Here is a 23,056-nt window from a genome sequence, read left to right as displayed (position 1 = left end):
ATCATTTGAAGAGACCAGCACCTTGGCAAGGTTGCATTTCTCCGGGGAATTCAATGTCGTCGTGGCGGAGACCGCGTACGGCGACTCGATATACTTCGAACAGCTGGTGAGTGAGAGGCGCATCGTCCTGCCGGCATCAGCCGGTCACTACGCAGAGACGGGGAAGCGGTTCAGCAACGAGAAGCGCTACAAGCTTGCTCTGACCATCCTCCAGCAGAGTCGCGGCTGGCAGATGCGCGACGCTCTTGAGGTCAGACGTCAAGAGATTCGCCGTGCGCTGCTCCGGGACGCTGGCACCGCAGACACGCAGAAGGTATCTGCGGTGTTCACCTCGCGCCTGATTCTCTCTACTCCGCAGCCCGGGGGTACGAGGGACACACACCTCCAGCAGGACTGCCCCCCGAGCACGCTCTGGCACTAGCAGCGATCACCAATGCATCGGTCTCCATTGACACGATGCTGGACGCAGAAAGGGTGGGCTCAGGGCCCGAGGGAAACTGGGTCGCTTACAACCAGCACTTCAGCGATTGGCTCGATGGAGAGTCTCGGGATACGCAGCAGAAGCGAAAGTCGATCGACGCCTTCCTCCTGTGCGACATAGGCGGGGAGATCGCGCAGGTCGCGCACGCCCTGCAAATGCCGCTCGAACGGTTCGGCACGTGGATGACGAAAAACGCCGCAAAGGACATTGGGTCGCTCCCGTCGCTCGGTCTGTTCCGCGAGGTGTTCCACACCCGGCACCTGAACAGGGGCACCACATGGCGTATCAACGACTGCACCGACATGGCGCGAGCACCTGTCGCACGGCCTGAGGCGCATGGCGAGCAGCACGCAGGTCTTCCGCCATCTTCATGAGGCGGTCGACGCAATTGAGGAGCGGTTGCACCGACAGTGACCACCCCGGCGGTACGGGGGTGTCTCAACCCGACCTGTCCAGCCCAGACACGTAAGGCTCCCATCGTCCGCTCACGCATCGCTCACGCACCCGCCCCCGAACGACGAAGCGCCCCGCCCGGTCGAAACCGGTCGGGGCGCTCCACCGCAGGTCAGGGGGTTTCCCCTGCCCTGCTGTCGGTAGGCCGTGTGGGACTCGAACCCACAACCAACGGATTAAAAGTCCGCTGCTCTGCCAATTGAGCTAACGGCCCTCGGGAGTGCCACCCCTGAGCATAGCCCCAAGGTGTCCGGCAGCCGATCGGGTATCGGGTGAACGGATCATGTGGCGGCCTGGTGGGGGGTGCGACGGGTGAGGAGCGGGTGCTGACGAGGCGACAGGGCCCGCCCCGGGGTGGGGGCGGGCCCTGTCGTCAGTGGCGCCGGGCCGGGGCGGGGCCGGTCCGGCGGCTCACCGGGTGTCAGCCGTTGCGCTTCCAGCGGGGCTTGTCGTCGCGGCGGCCGAAGGAGGAGCCGGAGGCCGAGCCGCCGCGGTGGTCGTCACGGCGGCCGTAGGGGCGCTCGTGGCCACCGGAGCGGAAGCCGCCGCCGGCCGGGCGGTCGCCCTGGCGGTCGCGGTTGAACGGACGGTCGCCGGCCGGGCGGCGGTCGCGGTTGAACGGGCGGTCGCCACGGTCGTCCCGGCGGTCCCGGTTGAAGGGGCGGTCACCGCGGTCGTTGCGGTCGTCGCGGCGGAAGCCCGGACGGTCGCCCTGGCGGTCGCGGTTGAACGGGCGGTCGCCGCGGTCGTCCCGGCGGAAGGAGGGACGGTCGTCCCGGTCCCGGCGGAAGCCCGGACGCTCGTCGCGGTCGCGGTTGAACGGACGGTCGTTCCGGTCGTCGCGGCGGAAGCCGGGGCGGTCGCCGCCACGGTCGTCACGACGGTCGCGGTTGAACGGGCGGTCGCCGCGGTCGTCCCGGCGGAAGGACGGGCGGTCGTCCCGGTCCCGGCGGAAGCCCGGACGCTCGTCACGGTCGCGGTTGAACGGACGGTCGTCGCGGTCGCGGCGCTCGAAGTTGCCGCGGTCGTCCCGGCGGGCGGGGCGGTTGTCGCGGGACTGCTGCTCGGGCAGGGAGACCGCGGCGGCCTCCTCGGCCTTGGCCTCGGCGCGCAGGTCGGCCTCGGCGGCCTCGGCCACCTCGGCGACGGCGGCCTCCGGGTCCTCGCCGCGCTCGCGGGCGGCACGGGCCACCAGGCGGTCGGCCTCCTCGCGGAGCTCGCCGGCCCGGCGCTGGAGGCGCTCCAGCTCACGGGTGAGGTCGGCGACCTCGCGCTCGGCCTGCTTGGCCGCGTTGCTCGCGGAGTCGGCCTGCACCTCGGTCAGCGACCGGGCGCCGGTGATCTCGGCCACCTCGGGGTCGAACGCCCCGGCGCCGCCCACGATGTGGCGCGAGGCGTCCACGCCCGCGTCCTCCATCAGGCGGAAGATCTGGCGGCGCTGGTGCGGCAGGGCCAGGGAGACCACGACACCGGAGCGGCCGGCGCGGGCGGTACGGCCCGAGCGGTGCAGGTAGTCCTTGTGGTCGCCGGCCGGGTCGACGTTCAGCACCAGGTCGATGCCGTCGACGTGGATACCGCGGGCGGCGACGTCGGTGGCGACCAGCGCGTTGACGTAGCCGTCCTTGAAGTCGGCCAGGGTCCGGGTCCGGGCGCCCTGGGTCATGCCGCCGTGCAGCGCGTCGGCCTTCACACCCGCGTCGCGCAGCTGCTCCGCGATGCGGTCGGCGCCCAGCTGGGTGCGGACGAAGATGATGGTGCGGCCCTTGCGGGCGGCGATGGCGGCGGTGACCGGGGCCTTGTCCTTCGGCTTCACGACCAGGACGTGGTGGGTCATGGTGGTGACCGCGCCGGCGGACGGGTCCACCTCGTGGGTCACCGGGTCGACCAGGTACCGCTTGACCAGGGTGTCGATCTCGTTCTCCAGCGTGGCGGAGAACAGCAGGCGCTGACCACCCGTCGGGACCTGGTCCAGCAGCTCGGTGACCTCGGGCAGGAAGCCCAGGTCGGCCATCTGGTCGGCCTCGTCGAGGACGGCGACCTGGACCGCCTCCAGCGAGCAGGCGCCGCGGTTGATGACGTCCCGCAGCCGGCCCGGGGTGGCGACCAGGATGTCGACGCCGCGCTCCAGGGCGTAGATCTGGTTGCCCATCGACGTACCGCCGCAGACGACCTTCATCTTCAGGCCGAGCACGTCGCCGTACGGCTGGAGGGCGTCCGCGACCTGCATGGCCAGCTCACGGGTGGGGGTGAGGATGACGCCGCGCGGCTTCTTCTTCTCGGTGTGGCCGCCGGCCAGGGTGGCGAGCAGCGGCAGGCCGAAGGAGAGGGTCTTGCCGGAGCCGGTGCGGCCGCGGCCCAGGATGTCCTTGCCGGCCAGGGCGTCCGGGATGGTCGCGGCCTGGATCGGGAAGGGGGTGGTCACGCCGTTCTGCGCGAGCTTGCGGACGACGCCCTCGGGCAGACCGAGGTCGGCGAAGGTGGTCTCCGGCTCGGCCGGGGCCTCATCGGCCTCGGCGGTGGCGACGGAGGCGTCCACGGCGTCGGTCTCGTCGGAGACGGCGGTCTCGGAGACGGGGGCCGCGGCCTCGGAGGCGACTACGGCCTCGACGGTCTGCGCGGCGGCCTGCTCGTTCTCGGGCACGACGACGTGGTCAGTTCGGGAAATGGACATGCGAAATGCGAAACCTTCCGGAGTCTCGGCACGCGCCCGTCAACTCCGTGTTTTCGCTGCTTCGCGATTAACGACCGCCTCGATGCGGTCAGCCACGGCAAGGGAGAGTACGCGCCACACGCGGCGCTCTCGGTGACGGCGCCGGGCAAAGGGGAACATGGGATCAAACGATCTACCACCATACGCACCCTCCCCCGCCCGACGCAAACCGGTGCACTGCGGCCGCGCCCCGGCCGGAGGCCATCACGCCAGCTCAGACGGGGTAGGCCGGTCGCCCACCGCGCCACTGTGGTCAAGCTCACGCCGGTGAGACCTGCGGGGACGCATCCGGTTCGTCGGCGAACAGCAGCGCCTCGGGGGCGTCCAGGGCGCGGGTCCGGCTGCCCTCGGCGTCCGGGGAGGGGGACGGCGTGTCGGTCGGGGTGGGCTCCGGCTCGGTCGTCGGGGTGGGGGTGGGCTCCGGCTCCGGGGGAGGCGTGGTCTCCGGGGCGGTCGGCTGCGGAGTGGGTACCCCGGGGCCGCCGGTGTCGCCGCCGCCCGTACCGCCGCCGCTGTCGCCGCCGCCACGGGTCGGCGAGGGCTTCGGCTGGGGGGCGGCGGGGCGCGCCCCGGGCCGGGCGTCGTCCTTCGCCGGGGCGCGCCCGGGCGGCCCGTCGGCGGCGCGGGCGGGCTCGCGGGAGGCCTCCCCGCCCGCCTCCTTCAGGTCCGGAGCGCCGTCCGGGCGGTGGCCGGTGCGCACCTGGTGCCCGCCGACCGGGGCGTCCGGTCCGCCGTCCGGCACGGCCTCCGCGGCCCCCGACGGCCCGGCCGAGCGGGCGGGCGCGGGGCGCGCGCTCTCGTCGGTCACGCTCATGCAGCCGCTGAGGGAGCCTGCGGAGGCCGCGACCGCCACAGCGGTGACGGCCCATCGGACGGTGGCGGACAGTTGGCGCACGAGGGCTCCTCCAGGCGGGGGCGGGGGGCGGGGACAGGGGTGTGCACCCTGCCCAACTCCCGAGCCCCGCCAAGGACACGCCCGGCGCGGGACCGGCGGACCGCCACCGGTCCCGTACGGCTCGCCTCGGCGTACGGGCGGAGCCCCGTACGCCGGTCAGCCGTAGCCGAGTTCGTGCAGGCGGGCGTCGTCGATACCGAAGTGGTGGGCGATCTCGTGCACCACCGTGACCTCCGTCTCGGCGACCACGTCCTCCCGGGAGTCGCACATGCGCAGCACGGGTCCCCGGTAGATGGTGATCCGGTCCGGCAGCACGCCGGCGTACCACTCGCCCCGGTCGGTCAGCGGGGTCCCCTCGTACAGGCCCAGCAGATCGGGGTCGTCCGGGGCCGGCTCGTCCTCCACGAACACGGCGACGTTGTCCATCAGGCGGGTGAGCTCCGGCGGGATGCGGTCCAGCGCCTCGGCGACCAGTTCCTCGAACTCCTCACGCGTCATCTCCAGCACGCCGCCATTGTCCCGGATGGCCCCGCATGGCGGTCGGAGCGCCTGGGCATACGCCGCCCATGGCCCGACCCCCGTCCCCGAGTGCCTCGTACCACCGCGCCCTGCGGCACTACCGGTCGCGGCGCACCGAACCCGTGTCCACGCTGGTCCACGCCCCTCACCCGTATGCACGAGCCCTCGGACTGGTGGCGGTGGTGCTGCTCGGCGCCTGGCTCGGGCTGCTGGTGGTGGGCAGTGTGCGGGCGCCGGTGGGGCCGATGGACACCAGCATGACGCTGCGCCCGTCGGCGTCCGGCGGGACGAGGATCAACGTCTCGCCGCTGGGCGCGCTGGAGCTGGACTCGCACACCGCGCCGCTGCGGCTGGACGTGGACGTGGACCAGCTCGACCCCGTCCGGGCGCAGGCCCTGGTCTCCCATCCGGAGCGGATCAGCGGCCTCCAGGACGAGATCACCCGGGATGTCACCAGCGGGACCCGGGAGCTGGCGGTGCGGTCGATCGTGGCGGTGGTCTCCGGCGCCACCGCGCTGGGCCTGGTGGTCTACCGGCGGCCGCGCCGGGCGCTGGCGGCGGGCGGGCTGGCACTGGTGCTGCTGGGCGCGGCCGGCGGTACGGCGTACGCGACATGGAACCCGAAGTCGGTACTGGAGCCGCGCTTCTCGGGGCTGCTCAGCTCGGCGCCGTCGGTGGTGGGCAACGCCCGCTCCATCGTGAGTGAGTTCGACGTCTACCAGAAGGAGCTGGCGACCCTGGTCACCAATGTGACCAAGCTGTACGACGCGGCCTCCACGCTGCCGACGTACCAGCCGGACCCGGGGACCATGCGGGTGCTCCAGGTCTCCGATATCCATCTCAACCCGGCGGCCTGGGAGATCATCCGCTCGCTGGTGGAGCAGTACAAGATCGACGTGATCATCGACTCCGGCGACACCATGGACCACGGTACGGCGGCGGAGAACGGCTTCCTGGACCCGGCGGCCGACCTGGGCGCCCCGTACGTCTGGGTGCGCGGCAACCACGACTCGGCGGCCACCCAGCGGTATCTGGAGCAGCTGAAGGGCGACGTCCACGTGCTGGACGGGGGCCGGGCGGTGTCGGTCGGCGGGCTGCGGATCGCCGGCATCGGGGACCCGCAGTTCACCCCGGACCGCTCGGTGGTGGCGGCCGGCGACGACGAGGAGCGGGTGGCGGGCGCCCGGCTGGCCGGGGCGCTGCGGGCCCAGCGCGAGGCGGGCACCCCGGTGGACATCGCGGTCGCCCACAACCCGGTGGCCGCGCGGGAGACCGACGGGCAGGTGCCGCTGGTGCTGGCCGGGCATGTGCACCGGCGCCACACCGAGGTGCTGCCGGGCGGCACCCGGCTGAAGATCGAGGGCTCGGCGGGCGGCGGCGGGCTGCGCGCGGTGCAGAACGAGAAGCCGGAGCAGGTGCGCGCCTCGGTGCTCTACCTGGACCGGGACAGCCACCACCTCCAGGCCTGGGACGAGATCACCCTGGGCGGGCTGGGCCTGACCACCGCCGAGGTCAGCCGCCATCTGCCGGAGGACAACCAGCCGGGCGGCACCCAACCGCCGCCGAGCCCGCCCGCCATCCCCGCGGGCCCCTCCGCCGCGGCCCCGGACACCGTCCCCCCGGGCGCCCCGATCCGGCCGACCCCGTCCCCCTTGTCCTCCGTCTCCTCCGCTCCTCCGGCCTCCTCGCCGTCTCCCTGAACCGTTTTGCCGACCGGCCGCCCCATCGCCTATGCTTCTCACGTCCCCGACGCGCTGCGAAGCGCCCAGGCGGGCCCTTAGCCCTCATCGTCTAGTGGCCCAGGACGCCGCCCTTTCAAGGCGGTAGCACGGGTTCGAATCCCGTTGGGGGCACGCATCACCATGTGCGAGACTTGTTTTCGCGCACATGCTTGGTCCTGTGGAGCAGTTTGGAGTGCTCGCCACCCTGTCAAGGTGGAGGCCGCGGGTTCAAATCCCGTCAGGACCGCTGATGTTTCACGTGAAACATCGTGGCTGGGTAGCTCAGTTGGTACGAGCGATCGCCTGAAAAGCGATAGGTCGCCGGTTCGATCCCGGCCCCAGCCACCACAGCCCTATCAGGGCAGACAGCCCCACCGAGGAGACTCGGTGGGGCTGTTCTCGTATGGCCCCACCGACGGTCAAGCGGGCGGCTGGTCGGAGCGGGCGACGCTCAGCGCAGTGGCGCGGTGGGCGTCGTGCTCGGCCAACCGGGCCACCAGGGAGGCGCGGACGTCGTGGTAGGTGTCCTCGCCCAGGGGCAGCCGCAGCGGCACCTCCCCGCTGTCGACCAAGTCGAGCACCGCGCGGACGATCTTGTCGGGGTCGTTGGGGAGCGGGAAGTCCCCGGCGGCGAGGGCGCGCCGTACCTCCCCGGCCGGGCTCACCGCGTACTCCGGCATCTCCGGTGCGGTGACCAGCGCCCCGGCGAAGCCGGTCGGTGTCGCACCCGGCTGCACGATGGTCAGCCCGATCCCGAACGGCGCGATCTCCCGCGCCGCCGTCTCGCAGAAGCCCTCCACGCCCCACTTGGCGGCGTGGTAGTAGCCGAAGCTGGGATAGGTGGTCTGCCCGCCGGCGGTCGAGATCTGCACGATCCGCCCGTGTCCCTGGGCGCGCAGCTGGGGCAGCACGGCTCGGACCACATGGATGGAACCGAGCAGATTGGTCTCCACGATCTCGCGGATCTGCTCGTCCGTCGCCTCCTCCACCGAGGCGGAGATGCCGCGTCCCGCGTTGTTGACCACTACGTCCACGGTGCCGAGCTCCCGGAAGGCCCGGTCCACGACCTCGCGGACCCGCCCGGCGTCGGTGACGTCCATCCGGGCCACCCAGAGCCGGTCGCCGAAGCGCTCGACGAGATCGTCCAGGGCCTCGGGGCGGCGCAGTGTGGCGGCGACCCGGTCACCGCGTTCGAGCGCCTGCTCGGTCAGCAGCCGCCCGAACCCCGATGACGTACCGGTGATGAACCATGTCCTGCTCATGGGGCCCCTCGGTCGAAGCAGCCTGTGCCGGCCCCGCCGACCCGAAGGCCGGCGTTCGGGCACCGTCCCGGCCAGTGTGGACCGCCGGACGCCGCTCCGCCTCGGCTACGTCCGGGTACGGTCGCGCCCGCGCCAGCCGCGGACGCCGAGGGTGATGGCGGCGACCGCGACCACGGCGAGGAGCAGGGCCCAGTCGGGGACGGCGCCGCCGAGGGCGGAGGCCCACTCCTCCACCGCGTAGGAGTCGTCCACCGAGAGCAGGCCCGGCAGGGCGGTCGCGCCGTCGAAGGCCAGGAAGAGGGTGCCGAGCAGGATGAAGAAGAGGCCGGACAGGGCGGAGGTGGAGTGCAGCCGGAGCCGTCCGAGCCGCACCTCCCGGCCGCGCAGCCAGCGGCGTCCGCCCAGGTCGTAGCGCTGCCAGAGCAGAGCGAGCACGAAGAGCGGAACGGCCATCCCGGCGGCGTAGACGGCGAGCAGCAGACCGCCGTAGACCGGGCTGCCGCCCAGCGCGGCCACCGTCAGGACGCTGCCGAGGATCGGACCCGCGCAGAAGCCGGCCAGGCCGTAGACCATGCCCAGGGCGTAGACGGAGAGCGCGGTGGTGGGGCGGATGCGGCCGCTCGCCTCGGCCAGCCGGCGGGAGGCGAAGCCCAGGCCGAGGAGTTGTACGGCGCCGAGCGCGATGATCAGCCAGCCGCCGACGGTGACCAGCAGCTCCCGGTGGCCGTAGAAGAGGCGCCCGGCAGCCGACCCGGCCGCGCCCAGCGGGACCAGGGTGGTGGCCAGGCCCGCGTAGAAGACGGCGGTACGGGCGAGCAGCCGGGTGCGGGTGTCGATGGAGTACGCGAAGAACGCCGGGAGCAGCAGCGCGCTGCACGGGCTGAGCAGGGCGAGCAGACCGCCGAGGAAGGCGGCCAGATAGCCGATGTCGGTCATCGGCCGGCCGCCGGGTCCGAGGACGCCGGACCGGAGGTCGCCGCCGATCCGGACTTCTTGGCGGCCGCCGCCTCGATCGCCTCGGTGAAGGCCTCCAGCGGCTGGGCGCCCGCGAGGGGGCGGCCGTTGACCAGGAAGGACGGGGTGGAGGAGGCGCCCAGCTCGTAGCCCTGCCGCTGGTCCGCCGCCACCGCGTCACGGGCCGCCTTGCCGTCCAGGTCCCGGGCGAAGCGCTCCAGGTCCCGGACGCCGGACTCCCGGGCCAGATCGGTGACCCGCTCCGGGGAGAAGCCCTTCTCCTTGGCGCCCTTGGCGTACGCGGCCCGGTGGAACTCGTGGAAGCGGCCCTGCCGGCCGGCCGCCCAGGAGGCGCGCGCGGCCCGCTCGGAGTCCTCGCCGAAGATCGGGAAGTTGCGCCACTCGATACGCAGCACCCCCTCGTCCACATAGCGGCGGATCAGCTCCGGCTCGGTGTCCCGGGCGAACTTGCCGCAGTAGCCGCACTGGTAGTCGGCGTACTCGATCATCACGACCGGCGCGTCCGCGCGCCCCACGGCGAGCGGATCACGGGCCTCGCGCCGGGCGTACGCCTCCAGTTCGGGATAGATCCCGGACTCGGCCCCGGTGTCGGGCTCGGACGCGGATGCGGACCCGGTGGGCGCGGGGGCGGAGGGGGCCGGGGCGGCGGTGGCCTCGCGGTCGGCGGGCTTGGTGGCGGTGTACGAGGCGAAGCCGAGCAGCAGGGCCGCGGCGGCGACCCCGGCCCCGATCAGATACGGCCGCCGGGAGGAGGGGGCGGAAGAGGGAGAGGAAGGAGAGGAGGGCATGGCGGGCTCCTGGCGTACGGGCGAGCGCCTCGCACGACGGACGAAAGGGATGTTGCGGGCACGGGAGGGTGTGGACGTGCCCGGCTATACCCGGAGGACCGCCAGCTCCACCGGGGTCGGGCCGACCAGCTCCGGCGGCCCCCGTTCGGCGCGGACCCGGGCGGCGGTCTGCGCCTGGGCGGCCCAGCCGGGGGCCACCGCGCGGGCGGTCGCCGAGAGGTGCGGGAGGTCGGCCAGCGGGGAGCCCGAGCGCGGCGGCACCGCGGGCAGCCGGGCCGCCCGGTCGTCGCCGGAGTCATGGCACCCGGGGGTGCCGGCGGGCTCGGCCGCCAGGGCCTCGGCCGGCAGGACCTCGGCCGCCGGGACGGAGGGGGCGGCCTCGTGCGAGGACGAGGACGCGGTCGCCTCGGCGGGGTGCCCCGCCCCCGCCGCGTACGGGCCGCAGAGCAGCAGCGCTCCGAGGAGCAGCGCGAGCGCGGCCGCGAGGCGGCGGCACCGGGCGGCGGCCGAGGCCATACGGTGCACCACCTTGCGTGAGGAGAGGGAAGGGGGTCGCGCGAAGGCGCGGTCCGGAGAAAGGGTACGGGGAAACCGGCTCGCCACCGCGCGGGCCCGGGTGAGATCCTGGGTCAGGTATGTCTACTTCCCTCGCCGACCTCCAGACCCTGCTGGCCGAGGTGTCGCTGCGCGACGCGCACCGGCTCGGCCGCCGTCTGGAAGGCGCCCGCCGCATCCGCAAGCCCGAGGCACGGCAGGCCGTGCTGGACGAGATCGCCGCCGAGGCCGGCAGGTCCGCCGCGCGCACGGCCGAGCGGGCCGCCCGGGTGCCGGAGGTGTCGTACCCGCAGGCGCTGCCGGTCAGCCAGAAGAAGGACGACATCCTGGCGGCGATACGCGACCACCAGGTGGTGATCGTCGCCGGTGAGACCGGTTCCGGCAAGACGACCCAGATCCCCAAGATCTGCCTGGAGCTGGGGCGCGGGGTGCGGGGCATGATCGGCCACACCCAGCCGCGCCGGATCGCCGCCCGCACGGTGGCCGAGCGGGTGGCGGACGAGCTGAACACCCCACTGGGCTCGGCGGTCGGCTGGAAGGTGCGGTTCACCGACCAGGTCGACCCGGGCGCCACCTTCGTCAAGCTGATGACGGACGGCATCCTGCTCGCCGAGATCCAGACCGACCGCGAGCTGCGCGCCTACGACACGATCATCATCGACGAGGCGCACGAGCGGTCGCTGAACATCGACTTCCTGCTCGGGTATCTGGCGCAGCTGCTGCCGAAGCGGCCGGATCTGAAGGTGGTCATCACCTCGGCGACCATCGACCCGGAGCGGTTCTCCCGGCACTTCGGGGACGCTCCGATCGTGGAGGTGTCCGGCCGGACGTATCCGGTGGAGGTGCGCTACCGGCCGCTCCTGGAGGAGGACTCCGAGGAGTCGGACCGGGACCAGATCACCGCGATCTGCGAGGCGGTGGACGAGCTGGCCGCCGAGGGCCCGGGGGACGTGCTGGTCTTCCTCTCCGGTGAGCGGGAGATCCGGGACACCGCCGACGCGCTCGGCAAGCGCAAGCTGCGGAACACCGAGGTGCTGCCGCTGTACGCGCGGCTGTCGCACGCCGAGCAGCACCGGGTGTTCCAGGCGCACTCCGGGCGCCGGATCGTGCTGGCGACCAACGTCGCCGAGACCTCGCTGACAGTGCCGGGCATCAAGTACGTGATCGACCCGGGCACCGCCCGGATCTCCCGCTACAGCCACCGCACCAAGGTGCAGCGGCTGCCGATCGAGAAGGTCAGCCAGGCCAGCGCCAACCAGCGCAAGGGCCGCTGCGGCCGTACCTCGGACGGCATCTGCATCCGGCTGTACGACGAGGACGACTTCCTCACCCGGCCGGAGTTCACCGACGCCGAGATCCTCCGTACCAACCTCGCCTCGGTCATCCTCCAGATGACGGCCGCCGGGCTCGGGGACATCGAGAAGTTCCCGTTCATCGACCCGCCGGACCACCGCAACATCCGCGACGGCGTGCAGCTGCTCCAGGAGCTGGGCGCGATCGACCCGGCCGAGAAGGATCCGAAGAAGAGACTCACGCCCTCGGGGCGGAAGCTGGCCCAGCTGCCGGTGGACCCCCGGCTGGCCCGGATGGTGCTGGAGGCCGACAAGAACGGCTGCGTCCGCGAGGTGATGGTGATCGCCGCCGCGCTCTCCATCCAGGACCCGCGCGAGCGCCCGGTGGAGAAGCAGGCGCAGGCCGACCAGCAGCACGCCCGCTTCAAGGACGAGGCGTCCGACTTCTCGGCCTTCCTCAACCTCTGGCGCTATCTGCGGGAGCAGCAGAAGGACCTGTCCTCCTCCGCCTTCCGCCGGATGTGCAAGGCGGAGTACCTCAACTACCTCCGCATCCGCGAGTGGCAGGACATCTATTCGCAGCTGCGCACGGTCGCCAAGCAGCTGGGCATCCAGCTGAACGAGGCGGACGCCCCCGAGGACCGCGTCCACATCTCGCTGCTCGCCGGGCTGCTCTCGCACGTCGGCGTCAAGGACGTGAAGGAGGGCGGAAGCACCGGCAAGGAGGGACAGAAGACCTCACGGGGCGGGGAGTACCTGGGGGCGCGGAGCGCCAAGTTCGCGGTCTTCCCGGGCTCGGCGCTGTTCCGCAAGCAGCCCCGGATGCTGATGTCCGCCGAGCTGGTGGAGACCTCCCGGCTCTGGGCCCGGGTCAACGCGAAGATCGAGCCCGAGTGGATCGAGCCGCTGGCCCAGCACCTGGTCAAGCGCACCTACAGCGAGCCGCACTGGGAGAAGGACCAGGCGGCCGTCATGGCGTACGAGAAGGTCACCCTCTACGGGGTGCCGATCGTCGCCCAGCGCAAGGTCAACTACGGCCGGATCGACCCCGAGGCCAGCCGGGAGCTGTTCATCCGCAACGCCCTGGTGGAGGGCGACTGGCGTACCCACCACAAGTTCTTCGCCGACAACCGCAGGCTGCTCACCGAGGTCGAGGAGCTGGAGCACCGGGCGCGGCGCCGGGACATCCTGGTCGACGACGAGACCCTGTTCGACTTCTACGACCAGCGGATCCCCGAACACGTCGTCTCCGGCGCGCACTTCGACTCCTGGTGGAAGCACAAGCGGCGCGAGGCGCCCGAACTGCTCGACTTCGAGCGCGAGATGCTGGTCAACGAGAAGGCGGGCGCGGTCACCAAGGCCGACTACCCCGACTCCTGGCGGCAGGGCGCGCTGAAGTTCAAGGTCACCTACCAGTTCGAGCCGGGCGCGGACGCCGACGGCGTCACCGTGCACATCCCGCTCCAGGTGCTCAACCAGGTCACCGACGAGGGCTTCGACTGGCAGATCCCCGGGCTGCGCGAGGAGGTCGTCACCGAGCTGATCCGCTCGCTGCCCAAGCCGATCCGCCGCCACTACGTCCCGGCCCCCAACTACGCCAAGGCGTTCCTGGACCGGGCCGTCCCGGTGCAGGAGCCGCTGGACGGGGCGCTGGCCCGGGAGTTGCAGCGGATGGTGGGCGTCCCGGTGCACGCCGAGGACTTCGACTGGGGCCGGGTCCCCGGGCATCTGAAGATCACCTTCCGGATCACCGACGAGCGGCGCCGCAAGCTGGCCGAGGACAAGGACCTGGAGGCGCTCAAGCTCCAGCTGCGCCCCAAGGCCCGCCAGGCCCTCTCCCAGGCCGCCAAGGCCGCCACCGCGGGCCCCGAGGGCACCGGGCCGTCCCTGGAGCGCACTGGGCTCACCGACTGGACCATCGGCGCCCTGACCAAGGTCTTCGAGACCCGGCGGGCCGGCCAGCCGGTCAAGGCGTACCCGGCGCTGGTGGACGACGGCGCCACCGTCTCCGTACGCCTCTTCGACACCGAGGCCGAGCAGCAGCGGGCCATGTGGCGCGGCACCCGCAAGCTGATCATGCTCAACATCCCGGTGAACCCGGCCAAGTTCGCCGCCGACAAGCTGGGCAACCAGCAGAAGCTGGCGCTGTCCGCCAACCCGCACGGCTCGGTGCAGGCCCTCTTCGAGGACTGCGCCACCGCCGCCGCGGACCGGCTGATCGCCGAGCACGGCGGCCCGGCGTGGGACGAGGAGTCCTTCCGCAAGCTGTACGACGCGGTCCGCGCCGACCTGGTGGACCTCACCGTCCGCACGGTGGACCAGGTGCGGCAGGTGCTGGCCGCCTGGCAGGCCTGCGAGCGGCGGCTGAAGGCCACCACCTCCCCCGCGCTGCTGCGCAACGTCCAGGACGTACGGCAGCAGCTGGACGCCCTCGTTCCGGCCGGCTTCGTCACCGCCACCGGGCTGCGGCGGCTGCCGGACCTGATGCGCTACCTGGTGGCGGTGGACCGCCGGCTCCAGCAGATGCCGACCTCCGTCCAGCGGGACACCACCCGGATGGAGAAGGTGCACGAGATGCAGGACGAGTACGCCTGGCTGCTGGAGCAGCTGCCGAAGGGCCGGCCGGTGCCGCAGGAGGTACGGGACGTCCGCTGGATGATCGAGGAGCTGCGGGTCAGCTACTTCGCCCACGCCCTGGGCACCGCGCACCCGGTCTCCGACAAGCGGATCATCAAGGCGATCGACGCCCTGGCCCCCTGACGGGGCCGGGGCGGGGCCCGCCGGCGTCCGGTCACGGGGGCGGCTTCGGCGCGGGTTCGACGCACCCCCTGAGCTGGGGTACAGTTACGTCGCAGCCGCCCGCCGAGGCGGCGAAACCAAGGTCCTGTGGAGCAGTTGGTTAGCTCGCCACCCTGTCAAGGTGGAGGTCGCGGGTTCAAGTCCCGTCAGGATCGCCGTAGATGAGAGGCCCGTATCCCCCTAGGGGACGCGGGCCTTCTCGCTTGCCCGGGTGCGCGCGGTCTTGACGGAGTCAACTGCCGTCGGTACGCAGACAGCGGGGGACGCGGGGGTCCCGTACCGGAGGTGACGCGCATGGCGGCGGCATCCACAGCGAGGCATGAGACCAGGGCGCTGCTGCGCGCCCATCTCGCGGCGGCGTCCGTGTACCGGCATCTGACCCGTCAGTGTGCCGTCTGCCACCGCCTTCTGGCGCTCGCCCTGGAGGCGGGGGACGAGTGGAGCGAGGAGCCGCCGCCCGTCGAGGCCGTCCGGAGCGGGGAGAGCGCCGTCCGAAACGGGGAGAGCGGCGCGGGCCCCGGCAGGAGCGCCGCGAGCCCCGACCGTGGCACCGAGAGCCCCGGTCGCAGCGTCGAGAGCCCGGGGCGCACGCGGGAGGCCCCGACCGGCCGGCAGACAGGCCGGGAGGCGGGTCGGGAGACCGCCCACGAGACAGGCCGCGAGGCAGGCGGGCCGGCGGGCCGGGAGACAGCCCGGGAGCCGGACAAGCAGGCAGGCCGCGAGGCAGGCGGGCCGGCGGGCCGGGAGCCGGACAAGCAGGCGGGCCGGGGGGCGAACCGGCGGTCGGCACCTGAGGGGGCCTCTCCCGGGGGCCGGGGTGGGGCCGAGCAGGCGTCTCCACCCCTGTGACGCACGTCACTTAAGTGGTTTTGCCCATGGCTTTACTTAACCCCTCCCTACAACACACCCATTTAATATGTGCAATTGCACGGTACAGAGGCGCCGGAAGCGGACACAAAAAGATCGCACCGGACCAGGCGGAGTCCGGTGCGATCTGAAGGCGACGGGCCCGTTGGGGCGGGCCGAGGCCGGTGAAGCCAGGGTGGGCCGTGGCGGGTTGGGGGACCCGGTCAGACCCGGTTCATCGGGGTGTTCAGGCCTCGCTGCGCTGCTGCGGAATGCCCGCCAGCAGGGCGCGCACCTCCGCCTCGCGGTAGCGGCGGTGCCCGCCCAGGGTGCGGATGGACGTGAGCTTGCCCGCCTTTGCCCAGCGGGTGACCGTCTTCGGGTCCACGCGGAACATCGTGGCTACCTCAGCGGGGGTCAGCAGCGGCTCGGCATCAGGGGTGCGAGCGGTCATGAGCGGCCTCCTCGGGAGAACCGAACCATCTCGGTTCATTCCTCTAAATTCTGCACCTTGACCCGCGTTGCCCGAAATGGCAGACGCGGGCCGAGTCGGTTATAGGACGAACGGCTTGTCCTCGGCACTACAACTACACCATCTGTCCAGCCACGTTCGGCCAAACCGACGGAATTGCCCTCTCAGGTGTTCATCAGCCACGGAAGCCGATGGACCATGCCATAACGGACAGTCACGTCACAGTGACGACCAGTCACAGAGCGATCAGGAGCCACACAGACCCCCCATAGCGTGCAATGCTGAAGCCTTCCGCCCATAGCGGGCGGAAGGAGCCCTCCCCGGACTCCTTGTCCTATTTTGGCATGAGGTCGGGCGATGGGCGCAAGAGCGCGTTACGTGCTGTCCATCACGCTTGACACCCGCTTGACGCAAAAGCCCGGATCGGGACCAAGGTCCCGGCGATGTCAAGCCCCCGGGAACGGGGAATCAGTTGGCGTGCTGGAGGTTGCGCACCGCGCGCCAGCGCTCCGCCAGCCGCTCGTAGACCGCCCCCGCGGCCTCGGTGTCCCCGGCCCGCAGCGCGACGATGCCCTGGGCCACATCCGCCGCCGAACGGTCCTCGGCGAGTTGCTCCGGGGTGAGGGCGTGCACCAGGCCGCCGTAGTCCAGCTCGACCAGTGAGCGCGGGTGGAACTCCTCCAGCCACCGCCCGACGTCCACCAGCCCGTCGATGAGCGGGCCCTCGTCCTCCGCGTCCCGCAGCGCCTTCAGCGTCCGGGCCACCCGCCGGCGGGCCTCCACCATCGGGGTGCGGTAGCGCAGCCGCGGCCCACCGCCCTCCCCTCCCTCGTCCTGCCCACCCGGGACGTACTCCCGCTCCTTGTCCGAGAAGAGCGCGAACCAGCGCACCGGCACCTGCCAGACCGCGCTCCGGATCCACGGCCGCGCGTCCGGGTTGATCTTCCGCCAGCGCTCGTAGTCGTCGGCCGCCTGGGCGCGCACCACCGGCGGCAGCGCCGCGTCCAGCAGGGCGGGCGGCAGCAGCGCCGGCAGCTCCGCCAGCGACAGCCAGCCGCGCAGCCGGGTGCGCCACGGACAAACGCAGACCACCCCGTCCACCTCGGCCGTGAAGGCATCCGGGCTCTCGTGCACCGGCACCGCCACCGGCGGCACCGGCAGCAGGTCCGCCAGCGACCTGCGCAGCTCGTCCTGGGCGGTGGGGGCCGTCCCCCGGCGGGCGTACGCCTCCCAGTGCGCCCGCTCGGGCTCCGGGAAGGCCGCCAGCGGCTCGTAGACCCGCAGATAGGCGGCGTACGGGACGGGGACGGAGGAGGGCGCCGGCATGCGCCGAATCCTTCCACGCCGGGGGTCCCGGGCGCCCCGGGGTCCTGCCGGGGTACTCCGACGGAGGCCGATCTCCGGCACGGGGGCCGAGCTACGCCCAGGTAGCACTTACCCTCGTGCCCAACAGGTCCTCCCCACCCGTTGGAGGGCCAGGTCCTCCCCACCCGCAGGAGGACCGCTCCACCGCCTCGAACTTGGGAGTCACCACCGTGACCGCTGTGACCGGCGATCCTGTCGACGTACTGCAGACCCTGTTCCGCTCGGAGCAGGGAGGCCACGAACAGGTCGTCCTCTGCCAGGACCGCGCCTCCGGCCTCAAGGCCGTCATCGCCCTCCACTCCACCGCCCTGGGCCCCGCCCTCGGCGGCACCCGCTTCTACCCGTACGCCTCCGAGGCCGAGGCCGTCGCCGACGCGCTGAACCTGGCCCGCGGCATGTCGTACAAGAACGCCCTCGCCGGCCTGGAGCACGGCGGCGGCAAGGCCGTGATCATCGGCGACCCGGAGCTGATCAAGACCGAGGAGCTGCTGCTCGCCTACGGGCGGTTCGTGGCCTCCCTGGGCGGCCGGTACGTCACCGCCTGCGACGTCGGCACCTATGTGGCCGACATGGACGTGGTGGCCCGGGAGAACCGCTGGACCACCGGCCGCTCCCCCGAGAACGGGGGCGCCGGCGACTCCTCGGTCCTCACCGCGTACGGCGTCTTCCAGGGCATGCGCGCCTCCGCCCAGCACCTGTGGGGCGACCCGACCCTCCAGGGCCGCAAGGTCGGTGTGGCGGGGGTCGGCAAGGTCGGCCACCACCTGGTGGAGCATCTGCTCGGCGACGGCGCCGAGGTCATCGTCACCGATGTCCGCGAGGAGTCGGTGCGCCGGATCACCGACAAGTTCCCGCAGGTCACCGTGGCTCTGGACACCGAGGCGCTGATCCGCGTCCCGGGCCTGGACATCTACGCGCCGTGCGCGCTGGGCGGCGCCCTGAACGACGAGACGGTGCCGGTGCTGACCGCCAGGGTGGTGTGCGGCGCGGCCAACAACCAGCTCGCCCACCCGGGTGTGGAGAAGGACATCGCGGACCGCGGGATCCTCTACGCGCCGGACTACGTGGTGAACGCCGGCGGGGTCATCCAGGTGGCGGACGAGCTGAACGGCTTCGACTTCGACCGCTGCAAGGCGAAGGCGTCGAAGATCTTCGACACCACGCTGGCGATCTTCGCACGTGCGAAGGAAGACGGTATCCCGCCGGCCGCCGCGGCCGACCGGATCGCCGAGCAGCGGATGGCCGACGCCCGCGGTGCCCGGAAGGCCGCCCCGGCGGCGCTCTGAGTCCGGCGCGGTCCGGTGAGGGATGGTCACCCGCCACGGTGGGTGACCGTTCCGGACGCGGGTGCGAACGCAATGTTTCGGCCACCTGAACGGACGGCGGGCTTGCCTGGTCCGTGTCATGGCCCCGGCCCGCCGGCCGGGGTCGGGTGGACAAAAGAGACCAGCCTCACGCCTGCGGCGGGTCGCACCGCGGGAAGAGGTTAAAATCGCAGCTGACCAGCGGGGACGGGGCGCCTCGCCGGTCGTGCTCCGGGGCGCGTGATGCGGGCGGCGTACCGTATGCGCGCGGAAGCAGGTACCGTTGAAGCCCTACGGGTCGGTCTCTCTGCGGAGAGTCCGCCTCGATTCATGAACGCGTGTCAAGACTCTGGGGCCGTCGAGCCCCGTCACCGAGGGGGTCGAGCCATGGGGCGCGGCCGGGCCAAGGCCAAGCAGACGAAGGTCGCCCGCCAGCTGAAGTACAACAGCGGCGGGACGGACCTCTCCCGCCTGGCCAACGAGCTGGGCGCACAACCTTCGAGTCAGCCGCCGAACGGCGAACCGTTCGAGGATGACGACGAGGAAGACGACCCGTACGCCCGCTACGCGGAGTTGTACAACGACGATGACGAGGACGAGGACGACCAGTCCGGCTCGTCGTCGCAACAGCGTCGCGGCGCTTGACGCCTGCGTCTTTCGAAACCGGTCCGGGGCCCCGCCCCGGACCGGTTTCTGCGCTGTGCACGGTCTTCTCCGCGGTCAGCTCGCGTAGTCGCCGGTCAGCTCGGCGCCCTCGGTGCGGTCGCCGCGCTCGGTGATCTCACCGGCGACCCAGGCGTCCAGGCCCCGGTCGGCGAGGGTGGTCAGGGCGGCGTCGACGGAGTCGGCGGGGACCACGGCCATCATGCCGACGCCCATGTTGAGGGTCTTCTCCAGCTCCAGCCGCTCCACCTGACCGGCGGTGCCGACCAGGTCGAAGACGGCGCCGGGGGCCCAGGTCGAGCGGTCGACGACCGCGTGCAGCCCGTCCGGGACCACCCGGGCGAGGTTGGCGGCCAGGCCGCCGCCGGTGATGTGGCTGAAGGCGTGCACCTCGGTGGTGCGGGTGAGCGCCAGGCAGTCCAGCGAGTAGATCCGGGTGGGCTCCAGCAGCTCCTCGCCCAGCGTCCGTCCCAGCTCCTCGACCCGGGTCTCCAGGTTCATCCCGGCCCGGTCGAACAGCACGTGCCGGACCAGCGAGTACCCGTTGGAGTGAAGGCCGGAGGAGGCCATCGCGATGACCGCGTCCCCCGTACGGATGCGCTCGGGGCCGAGCAGCCGGTCGGCCTCGACCACACCGGTGCCGGCGCCGGCCACGTCGAAGTCGTCCTCGCCGAGCAGGCCCGGGTGCTCGGCGGTCTCGCCGCCGACCAGGGCGCAGCCGGCCAGCACACAGCCCTCGGCGATGCCCTTGACGATGGCGGCCACCCGCTCGGGGTGGACCTTGCCGACGCAGATGTAGTCGGTCATGAACAGCGGCTCGGCACCGCAGACCACGATGTCGTCCATGACCATGGCGACCAGGTCGTGGCCGATGGTGTCGTAGACGCCGAGGCGGCGGGCGATGTCCACCTTGGTGCCCACACCGTCGGTGGCGGAGGCCAGCAGCGGCCGCTCGTACCGCTTGAGGGCGGAGGCGTCGAAGAGGCCGGCGAAGCCGCCGATGCCGCCGAGGACCTCGGGGCGCCGGGTCTTCTTCACCCACTCCTTCATCAGCTCGACGGCACGGTCGCCGGCTTCGATGTCGACGCCCGCGCTCGCGTAGGAGGCGCCGCCTGCGGCACTGGTGGCCTGGGAGGACATGGCTGCGGAACTTTCGTGTGGGAGGTGTCCCCGGGCCCGGTGCGGTCGCTCGGGCCCGGGCACGGGGATCAGGGGCGGCGCAGGGCGTCGGTCGCCGCGGTGGCGGCCGGGCCCGCGGCCAGCTCGGTCTCCAGCAGCTGCTTGCCGAGCAGCTCGGGGTCGGGCAGCTCCATCGGGTACTCGCCGTCGAAGCAGGCGCGGCAGAGCTTCGGCTTGTCGATGGTGGTGGCCTCGATCATGCCGTCGATGGAGATGTACGACAGGGAGTCGGCGCCCAGCGAGGTGCCGATCTCGTCCACGGTCATGCCGTTGGCGATCAGTTCGGCGCGGGTGGCGAAGTCGATGCCGAAGAAGCAGGGCCACTTCACCGGCGGGGAGGAGATCCGGATGTGGACCTCGGCGGCGCCGGCCTCGCGGAGCATCCGCACCAGGGCGCGCTGGGTGTTGCCGCGGACGATGGAGTCGTCCACCACGACCAGCCGCTTGCCCTTGATGACTTCCTTGAGCGGGTTGAGCTTGAGGCGGATGCCGAGCTGGCGGATGGTCTGCGAGGGCTGGATGAAGGTCCGGCCGACGTAGGCGTTCTTGACCAGTCCGGCGCCGAACGGGATGCCGCTGGCCTCCGCGTAGCCGATGGCGGCGGGGGTGCCGGACTCCGGGGTCGCTATCACCAGGTCGGCCTCGGCCGGGGCCTCCTTGGCGAGGCGGCGGCCCATCTCGACGCGCGAGAGGTAGACGTTCCGCCCGGCGATGTCGGTGTCGGGGCGGGCCAGGTACACGTACTCGAAGACACAGCCCTTGGGCTTCGCTTCCGCGAATCGGGAGGTGCGGATGCCGTTCTCGTCGATGGCGATCATCTCGCCGGGCTCGACCTCGCGGACATACGCGGCGCCGCAGATGTCGAGGGCGGCGGACTCCGAGGCGACCACCCAGCCGCGCTCCAGCCGGCCCAGCACCAGCGGGCGGATGCCCTGCGGGTCGCGGGCGGCGTAGAGGGTGTGCTCGTCCATGAAGACGAGGGAGAAGGCGCCCCGGACCTCGGGGAGGACCTTCGCGGCGGCCTGCTCGACGGTGAGCGGCTTGCCGTCCTCGTCGACCTGCCCGGCCAGCAGGGCCGTGACCAGGTCGGTGTCGTTGGTGGCCGCCACCTGGGTGGCACGGCCGTCCTGCTTGGGGAGGTCGGCGACCATCTCGGCGAGCTGGGCCGTGTTGACCAGGTTGCCGTTGTGGCCGAGCGCGATGGAGCCGTGGGCGGTGGCCCGGAACGTCGGCTGCGCGTTCTCCCACACGGAGGCACCGGTGGTCGAGTAGCGGGCGTGGCCCACCGCGATATGGCCCTGGAGGGAGCCGAGAGAGGTTTCGTCGAAGACCTGGGAGACCAGTCCCATGTCCTTGAAGACGAGGATCTGGGAGCCGTTGCCGACCGCGATTCCCGCGGATTCCTGGCCTCGGTGTTGGAGGGCGTAGAGCCCGAAGTACGTCAGCTTTGCGACCTCTTCACCTGGGGCCCAGACTCCGAAGACGCCGCAGGCGTCCTGGGGACCCTTCTCGCCGGGAAGCAGATCGTGATTGAGTCGACCGTCACCACGTGGCACGCCACCGAGTGTAGGCGAGATCGACCACTGGTCCGAATTGGGGACGGGGTTCGGGACCGGTCCGCGGCACCTCCGCCACCGCTCCCACCCCGCTGAGCAGGCGCGTTACGGCGCGGGGGCGGCCCACCGGGTGTGACGGACCTCGCAGCGGGGACGGCGGCCGCGGGTCACGGCGGGGGCCGGTACGGGGCGGGTGGACCCGGCGCCCAGGCCTCGTCGCAGGGGGCGGGTGGACCCGGCGCCCGAGGCCCGTAGCGAGTCCCCGGGGGCACCGGTCGGGGCCGCCCGCCCGCACCGGCCGGCGGCCCCGTGTCCCGGTGCGCGCTACTTCGCGGCGGCGGCCGCCTGGGCCGTGAAGCCGGTGCCGTCGGCGGCGGTGACGGTCAGGGTGCGGTTCTCGACCCCGTAGGTGGCCTTGCCGCCCTCCAGGGTCTTGGTCAGCGCGCGCTCCAGCTCCATCTCCGGGCCGGCGCACAGCTTGCGGGTGCTGGTGACCCGGTCGAAGGCCAGCGTGGCGCCGGACTTCTTCACCGTGGTGGAGAAGCTGTTGCAGCCCAGGTTGCCGCGGAGCGAGCCGTCCTTGCCGAAGACCATGGTGGCCTTGGCCTCGGTGCCCTTGGGCAGGGAGGCGGTGGTCTCGCCCTTGACCAGGGACTCCACCGTCCAGTCGGTGCCCTCCAGCGGGGTCGCCGGCTGCTCGGCGAGCCGGATGGTCTTGCCGTCCGCGCCGGTGAGGGTGAGGGCGCCGCCCTTCTCGCTCTTCGCGGTGAGCTTGCCGGTGAACGCGTCGGAGAGCGCCGCCTCGAAGTCCGAGGCCGGGCCCGGGCAGGCCTTCTCCGTGCTGGTGCGCTCGGAGACGGTGACCGTGTCGCCCTTCACCTCGGCCTTGGCGCTGAAGCCGTTGCAGCCGAGGGAGCCGGAGGCCCGGCCCTTCTCGATGGTGAGATGGGCGCCCTCGGCGGGCGGGCCGCTCTTCTTGCCGTCCACCGTCACGCTCTGCACCGCCCAGTGGACGCCGGCCACCTTGGGCGCGGGGGCGGGCTGCACCGAGCCGCTGCCCGTACCGCCGCCCTCGGTTCCGCAGGCGGCCGCGGTGAGGGCCAGCAGCGGGACGAGCGCCGCGGCGGCGCCTGCCGTGACGTGCTTCTTCTTCGCTTGCGCAGTCGTGTTCCGCATGCCGTTGTGACGGACGCCATCGCGTTCCGGTTCCACCGGGCGGGG

General features: G+C 72.2%; 19 protein-coding genes and 5 tRNA genes. 11 read left to right on the top strand and 13 right to left on the bottom strand.

From position 1 onward, the window contains the following. The first annotated feature begins 61 nt into the window (after window positions 1-61). The gene (locus M1O15_RS03475) at window positions 62-421 is read left to right on the top strand and encodes a hypothetical protein (RefSeq protein WP_248631651.1); all 360 of its coding nucleotides are present in this window, start codon (window positions 62-64) and stop codon (window positions 419-421) included. A gap of 35 nt (window positions 422-456) precedes the next feature. Further along, the gene (locus M1O15_RS03470) at window positions 457-855 is read left to right on the top strand and encodes a hypothetical protein (RefSeq protein WP_248631650.1); all 399 of its coding nucleotides are present in this window, start codon (window positions 457-459) and stop codon (window positions 853-855) included. Between the two features lie 220 nt (window positions 856-1,075). Here M1O15_RS03470 and M1O15_RS03465 read toward each other — a convergent pair. From M1O15_RS03465 to M1O15_RS03450, 4 genes are all read right to left on the bottom strand, one after another. Then, window positions 1,076-1,148: transfer RNA gene (locus M1O15_RS03465), tRNA-Lys, on the bottom strand. A gap of 207 nt (window positions 1,149-1,355) precedes the next feature. Beyond that, window positions 1,356-3,605, bottom strand: a complete 2,250-nt coding sequence (locus tag M1O15_RS03460) for a DEAD/DEAH box helicase (RefSeq protein WP_248631649.1) — start codon at window positions 3,603-3,605, stop codon at window positions 1,356-1,358. Window positions 3,606-3,903: 298 nt separating this feature from the next. Then, entirely contained in the window at window positions 3,904-4,539 is a 636-nt protein-coding gene (locus M1O15_RS03455) for a hypothetical protein (RefSeq protein ID WP_248631648.1), read from the bottom strand. Window positions 4,540-4,695: 156 nt separating this feature from the next. After that, complete coding sequence (locus tag M1O15_RS03450; RefSeq protein ID WP_248631647.1) at window positions 4,696-5,046, bottom strand: metallopeptidase family protein; 351 nt, start codon at window positions 5,044-5,046, stop codon at window positions 4,696-4,698. A 59-nt stretch (window positions 5,047-5,105) separates the two neighbouring features. Here M1O15_RS03450 and M1O15_RS03445 point away from each other — a divergent pair, with 59 nt between their 5' ends. From M1O15_RS03445 to M1O15_RS03430, 4 genes are all read left to right on the top strand, one after another. Next, entirely contained in the window at window positions 5,106-6,758 is a 1,653-nt protein-coding gene (locus tag M1O15_RS03445) for a metallophosphoesterase family protein (protein WP_248631646.1), read from the top strand. Between the two features lie 80 nt (window positions 6,759-6,838). After that, a tRNA-Glu gene (locus M1O15_RS03440) sits at window positions 6,839-6,911 on the top strand. A gap of 40 nt (window positions 6,912-6,951) precedes the next feature. Further along, window positions 6,952-7,026, top strand: a tRNA-Asp gene (locus tag M1O15_RS03435). A gap of 24 nt (window positions 7,027-7,050) precedes the next feature. Next, a tRNA-Phe gene (locus tag M1O15_RS03430) sits at window positions 7,051-7,127 on the top strand. A 71-nt stretch (window positions 7,128-7,198) separates the two neighbouring features. Here M1O15_RS03430 and M1O15_RS03425 read toward each other — a convergent pair. The 4 genes from M1O15_RS03425 to M1O15_RS03410 form a co-directional block, all read right to left on the bottom strand. After that, a complete protein-coding gene (locus tag M1O15_RS03425) occupies window positions 7,199-8,041 on the bottom strand; it encodes an SDR family oxidoreductase (protein ID WP_248631645.1) in 843 nt (280 codons plus the stop codon). Window positions 8,042-8,146: 105 nt separating this feature from the next. Next, window positions 8,147-8,977 (bottom strand): cytochrome c biogenesis CcdA family protein, encoded by an 831-nt coding sequence (locus tag M1O15_RS03420; RefSeq protein ID WP_248631644.1) that lies wholly within the window; start codon window positions 8,975-8,977, stop codon window positions 8,147-8,149. Beyond that, entirely contained in the window at window positions 8,974-9,804 is an 831-nt protein-coding gene (locus M1O15_RS03415) for a DsbA family protein (RefSeq protein WP_248631643.1), read from the bottom strand. Before M1O15_RS03415 ends, M1O15_RS03420 begins: the two co-directional genes overlap by 4 nt. A gap of 84 nt (window positions 9,805-9,888) precedes the next feature. After that, window positions 9,889-10,320, bottom strand: a complete 432-nt coding sequence (locus tag M1O15_RS03410) for a hypothetical protein (RefSeq protein ID WP_248631642.1) — start codon at window positions 10,318-10,320, stop codon at window positions 9,889-9,891. Window positions 10,321-10,439: 119 nt separating this feature from the next. Here M1O15_RS03410 and hrpA point away from each other — a divergent pair, with 119 nt between their 5' ends. From hrpA to M1O15_RS03395, 3 genes are all read left to right on the top strand, one after another. Further along, on the top strand, window positions 10,440-14,411 hold the full coding sequence (gene hrpA, locus M1O15_RS03405; RefSeq protein ID WP_248631641.1) for an ATP-dependent RNA helicase HrpA: 3,972 nt from the start codon (window positions 10,440-10,442) through the stop codon (window positions 14,409-14,411). 120 nt (window positions 14,412-14,531) lie between these two features. After that, window positions 14,532-14,605: transfer RNA gene (locus tag M1O15_RS03400), tRNA-Asp, on the top strand. Window positions 14,606-14,744: 139 nt separating this feature from the next. Further along, a complete protein-coding gene (locus tag M1O15_RS03395; protein WP_248631640.1) occupies window positions 14,745-15,299 on the top strand; it encodes a DUF6274 family protein in 555 nt (184 codons plus the stop codon). Between the two features lie 244 nt (window positions 15,300-15,543). Here the strand turns inward: M1O15_RS03395 and bldC are convergent, their stop codons facing one another. Next, entirely contained in the window at window positions 15,544-15,750 is a 207-nt protein-coding gene (bldC, locus tag M1O15_RS03390) for a developmental transcriptional regulator BldC (RefSeq protein WP_003949541.1), read from the bottom strand. Between the two features lie 486 nt (window positions 15,751-16,236). Further along, a complete protein-coding gene (locus M1O15_RS03385; RefSeq protein WP_248631639.1) occupies window positions 16,237-17,094 on the bottom strand; it encodes a DUF8083 family protein in 858 nt (285 codons plus the stop codon). 209 nt (window positions 17,095-17,303) lie between these two features. On the opposite strand from M1O15_RS03385, the gene M1O15_RS03380 reads away from it, so the two are divergent. Next, complete coding sequence (locus M1O15_RS03380) at window positions 17,304-18,419, top strand: Leu/Phe/Val dehydrogenase (RefSeq protein ID WP_248631638.1); 1,116 nt, start codon at window positions 17,304-17,306, stop codon at window positions 18,417-18,419. A gap of 405 nt (window positions 18,420-18,824) precedes the next feature. Beyond that, entirely contained in the window at window positions 18,825-19,082 is a 258-nt protein-coding gene (locus tag M1O15_RS03375; protein WP_248631637.1) for a DUF3073 domain-containing protein, read from the top strand. Between the two features lie 75 nt (window positions 19,083-19,157). Here M1O15_RS03375 and purM read toward each other — a convergent pair whose 3' ends face one another. From purM to M1O15_RS03360, 3 genes are all read right to left on the bottom strand, one after another. Then, a complete protein-coding gene (gene purM / locus M1O15_RS03370; RefSeq protein WP_248631636.1) occupies window positions 19,158-20,240 on the bottom strand; it encodes a phosphoribosylformylglycinamidine cyclo-ligase in 1,083 nt (360 codons plus the stop codon). A gap of 68 nt (window positions 20,241-20,308) precedes the next feature. Further along, entirely contained in the window at window positions 20,309-21,835 is a 1,527-nt protein-coding gene (gene purF / locus M1O15_RS03365) for an amidophosphoribosyltransferase (RefSeq protein ID WP_248631635.1), read from the bottom strand. Between the two features lie 324 nt (window positions 21,836-22,159). Beyond that, the gene (locus M1O15_RS03360) at window positions 22,160-23,011 is read right to left on the bottom strand and encodes an META domain-containing protein (protein ID WP_248631634.1); all 852 of its coding nucleotides are present in this window, start codon (window positions 23,009-23,011) and stop codon (window positions 22,160-22,162) included. Window positions 23,012-23,056 lie beyond the last annotated feature (45 nt).

Origin of the sequence: Streptomyces lichenis (assembly GCF_023218175.1) — a bacterium.
Taxonomy (GTDB): domain Bacteria; phylum Actinomycetota; class Actinomycetes; order Streptomycetales; family Streptomycetaceae; genus Streptomyces; species Streptomyces lichenis.
The sequence above is the reverse complement of the archived record's forward strand: the minus strand, read 5'-3'. Positions and strand labels throughout refer to the sequence as shown.

What these genes read in the sequence shown, in the direction of transcription:
- hrpA (WP_248631641.1), top strand. Translation starts at nt 10,440, where the DNA reads ATGTCTACTTCCCTCGCCGACCTCCAGACCCTGCTGGCCGAGGTGTCG.
- M1O15_RS03375 (WP_248631637.1), top strand. Translation starts at nt 18,825, where the DNA reads ATGGGGCGCGGCCGGGCCAAGGCCAAGCAGACGAAGGTCGCCCGCCAG.
- bldC (WP_003949541.1), bottom strand. Translation starts at nt 15,750, where the DNA reads ATGACCGCTCGCACCCCTGATGCCGAGCCGCTGCTGACCCCCGCTGAG.
- M1O15_RS03385 (WP_248631639.1), bottom strand. Translation starts at nt 17,094, where the DNA reads ATGCCGGCGCCCTCCTCCGTCCCCGTCCCGTACGCCGCCTATCTGCGG.
- M1O15_RS03420 (WP_248631644.1), bottom strand. Translation starts at nt 8,977, where the DNA reads ATGACCGACATCGGCTATCTGGCCGCCTTCCTCGGCGGTCTGCTCGCC.
- M1O15_RS03425 (WP_248631645.1), bottom strand. Translation starts at nt 8,041, where the DNA reads ATGAGCAGGACATGGTTCATCACCGGTACGTCATCGGGGTTCGGGCGG.
- M1O15_RS03395 (WP_248631640.1), top strand. Translation starts at nt 14,745, where the DNA reads ATGGCGGCGGCATCCACAGCGAGGCATGAGACCAGGGCGCTGCTGCGC.
- M1O15_RS03410 (WP_248631642.1), bottom strand. Translation starts at nt 10,320, where the DNA reads ATGGCCTCGGCCGCCGCCCGGTGCCGCCGCCTCGCGGCCGCGCTCGCG.
- M1O15_RS03360 (WP_248631634.1), bottom strand. Translation starts at nt 23,011, where the DNA reads ATGCGGAACACGACTGCGCAAGCGAAGAAGAAGCACGTCACGGCAGGC.
- M1O15_RS03445 (WP_248631646.1), top strand. Translation starts at nt 5,106, where the DNA reads ATGGCCCGACCCCCGTCCCCGAGTGCCTCGTACCACCGCGCCCTGCGG.
- M1O15_RS03460 (WP_248631649.1), bottom strand. Translation starts at nt 3,605, where the DNA reads ATGTCCATTTCCCGAACTGACCACGTCGTCGTGCCCGAGAACGAGCAG.
- purM (WP_248631636.1), bottom strand. Translation starts at nt 20,240, where the DNA reads ATGTCCTCCCAGGCCACCAGTGCCGCAGGCGGCGCCTCCTACGCGAGC.
- M1O15_RS03470 (WP_248631650.1), top strand. Translation starts at nt 457, where the DNA reads ATGCTGGACGCAGAAAGGGTGGGCTCAGGGCCCGAGGGAAACTGGGTC.
- M1O15_RS03415 (WP_248631643.1), bottom strand. Translation starts at nt 9,804, where the DNA reads ATGCCCTCCTCTCCTTCCTCTCCCTCTTCCGCCCCCTCCTCCCGGCGG.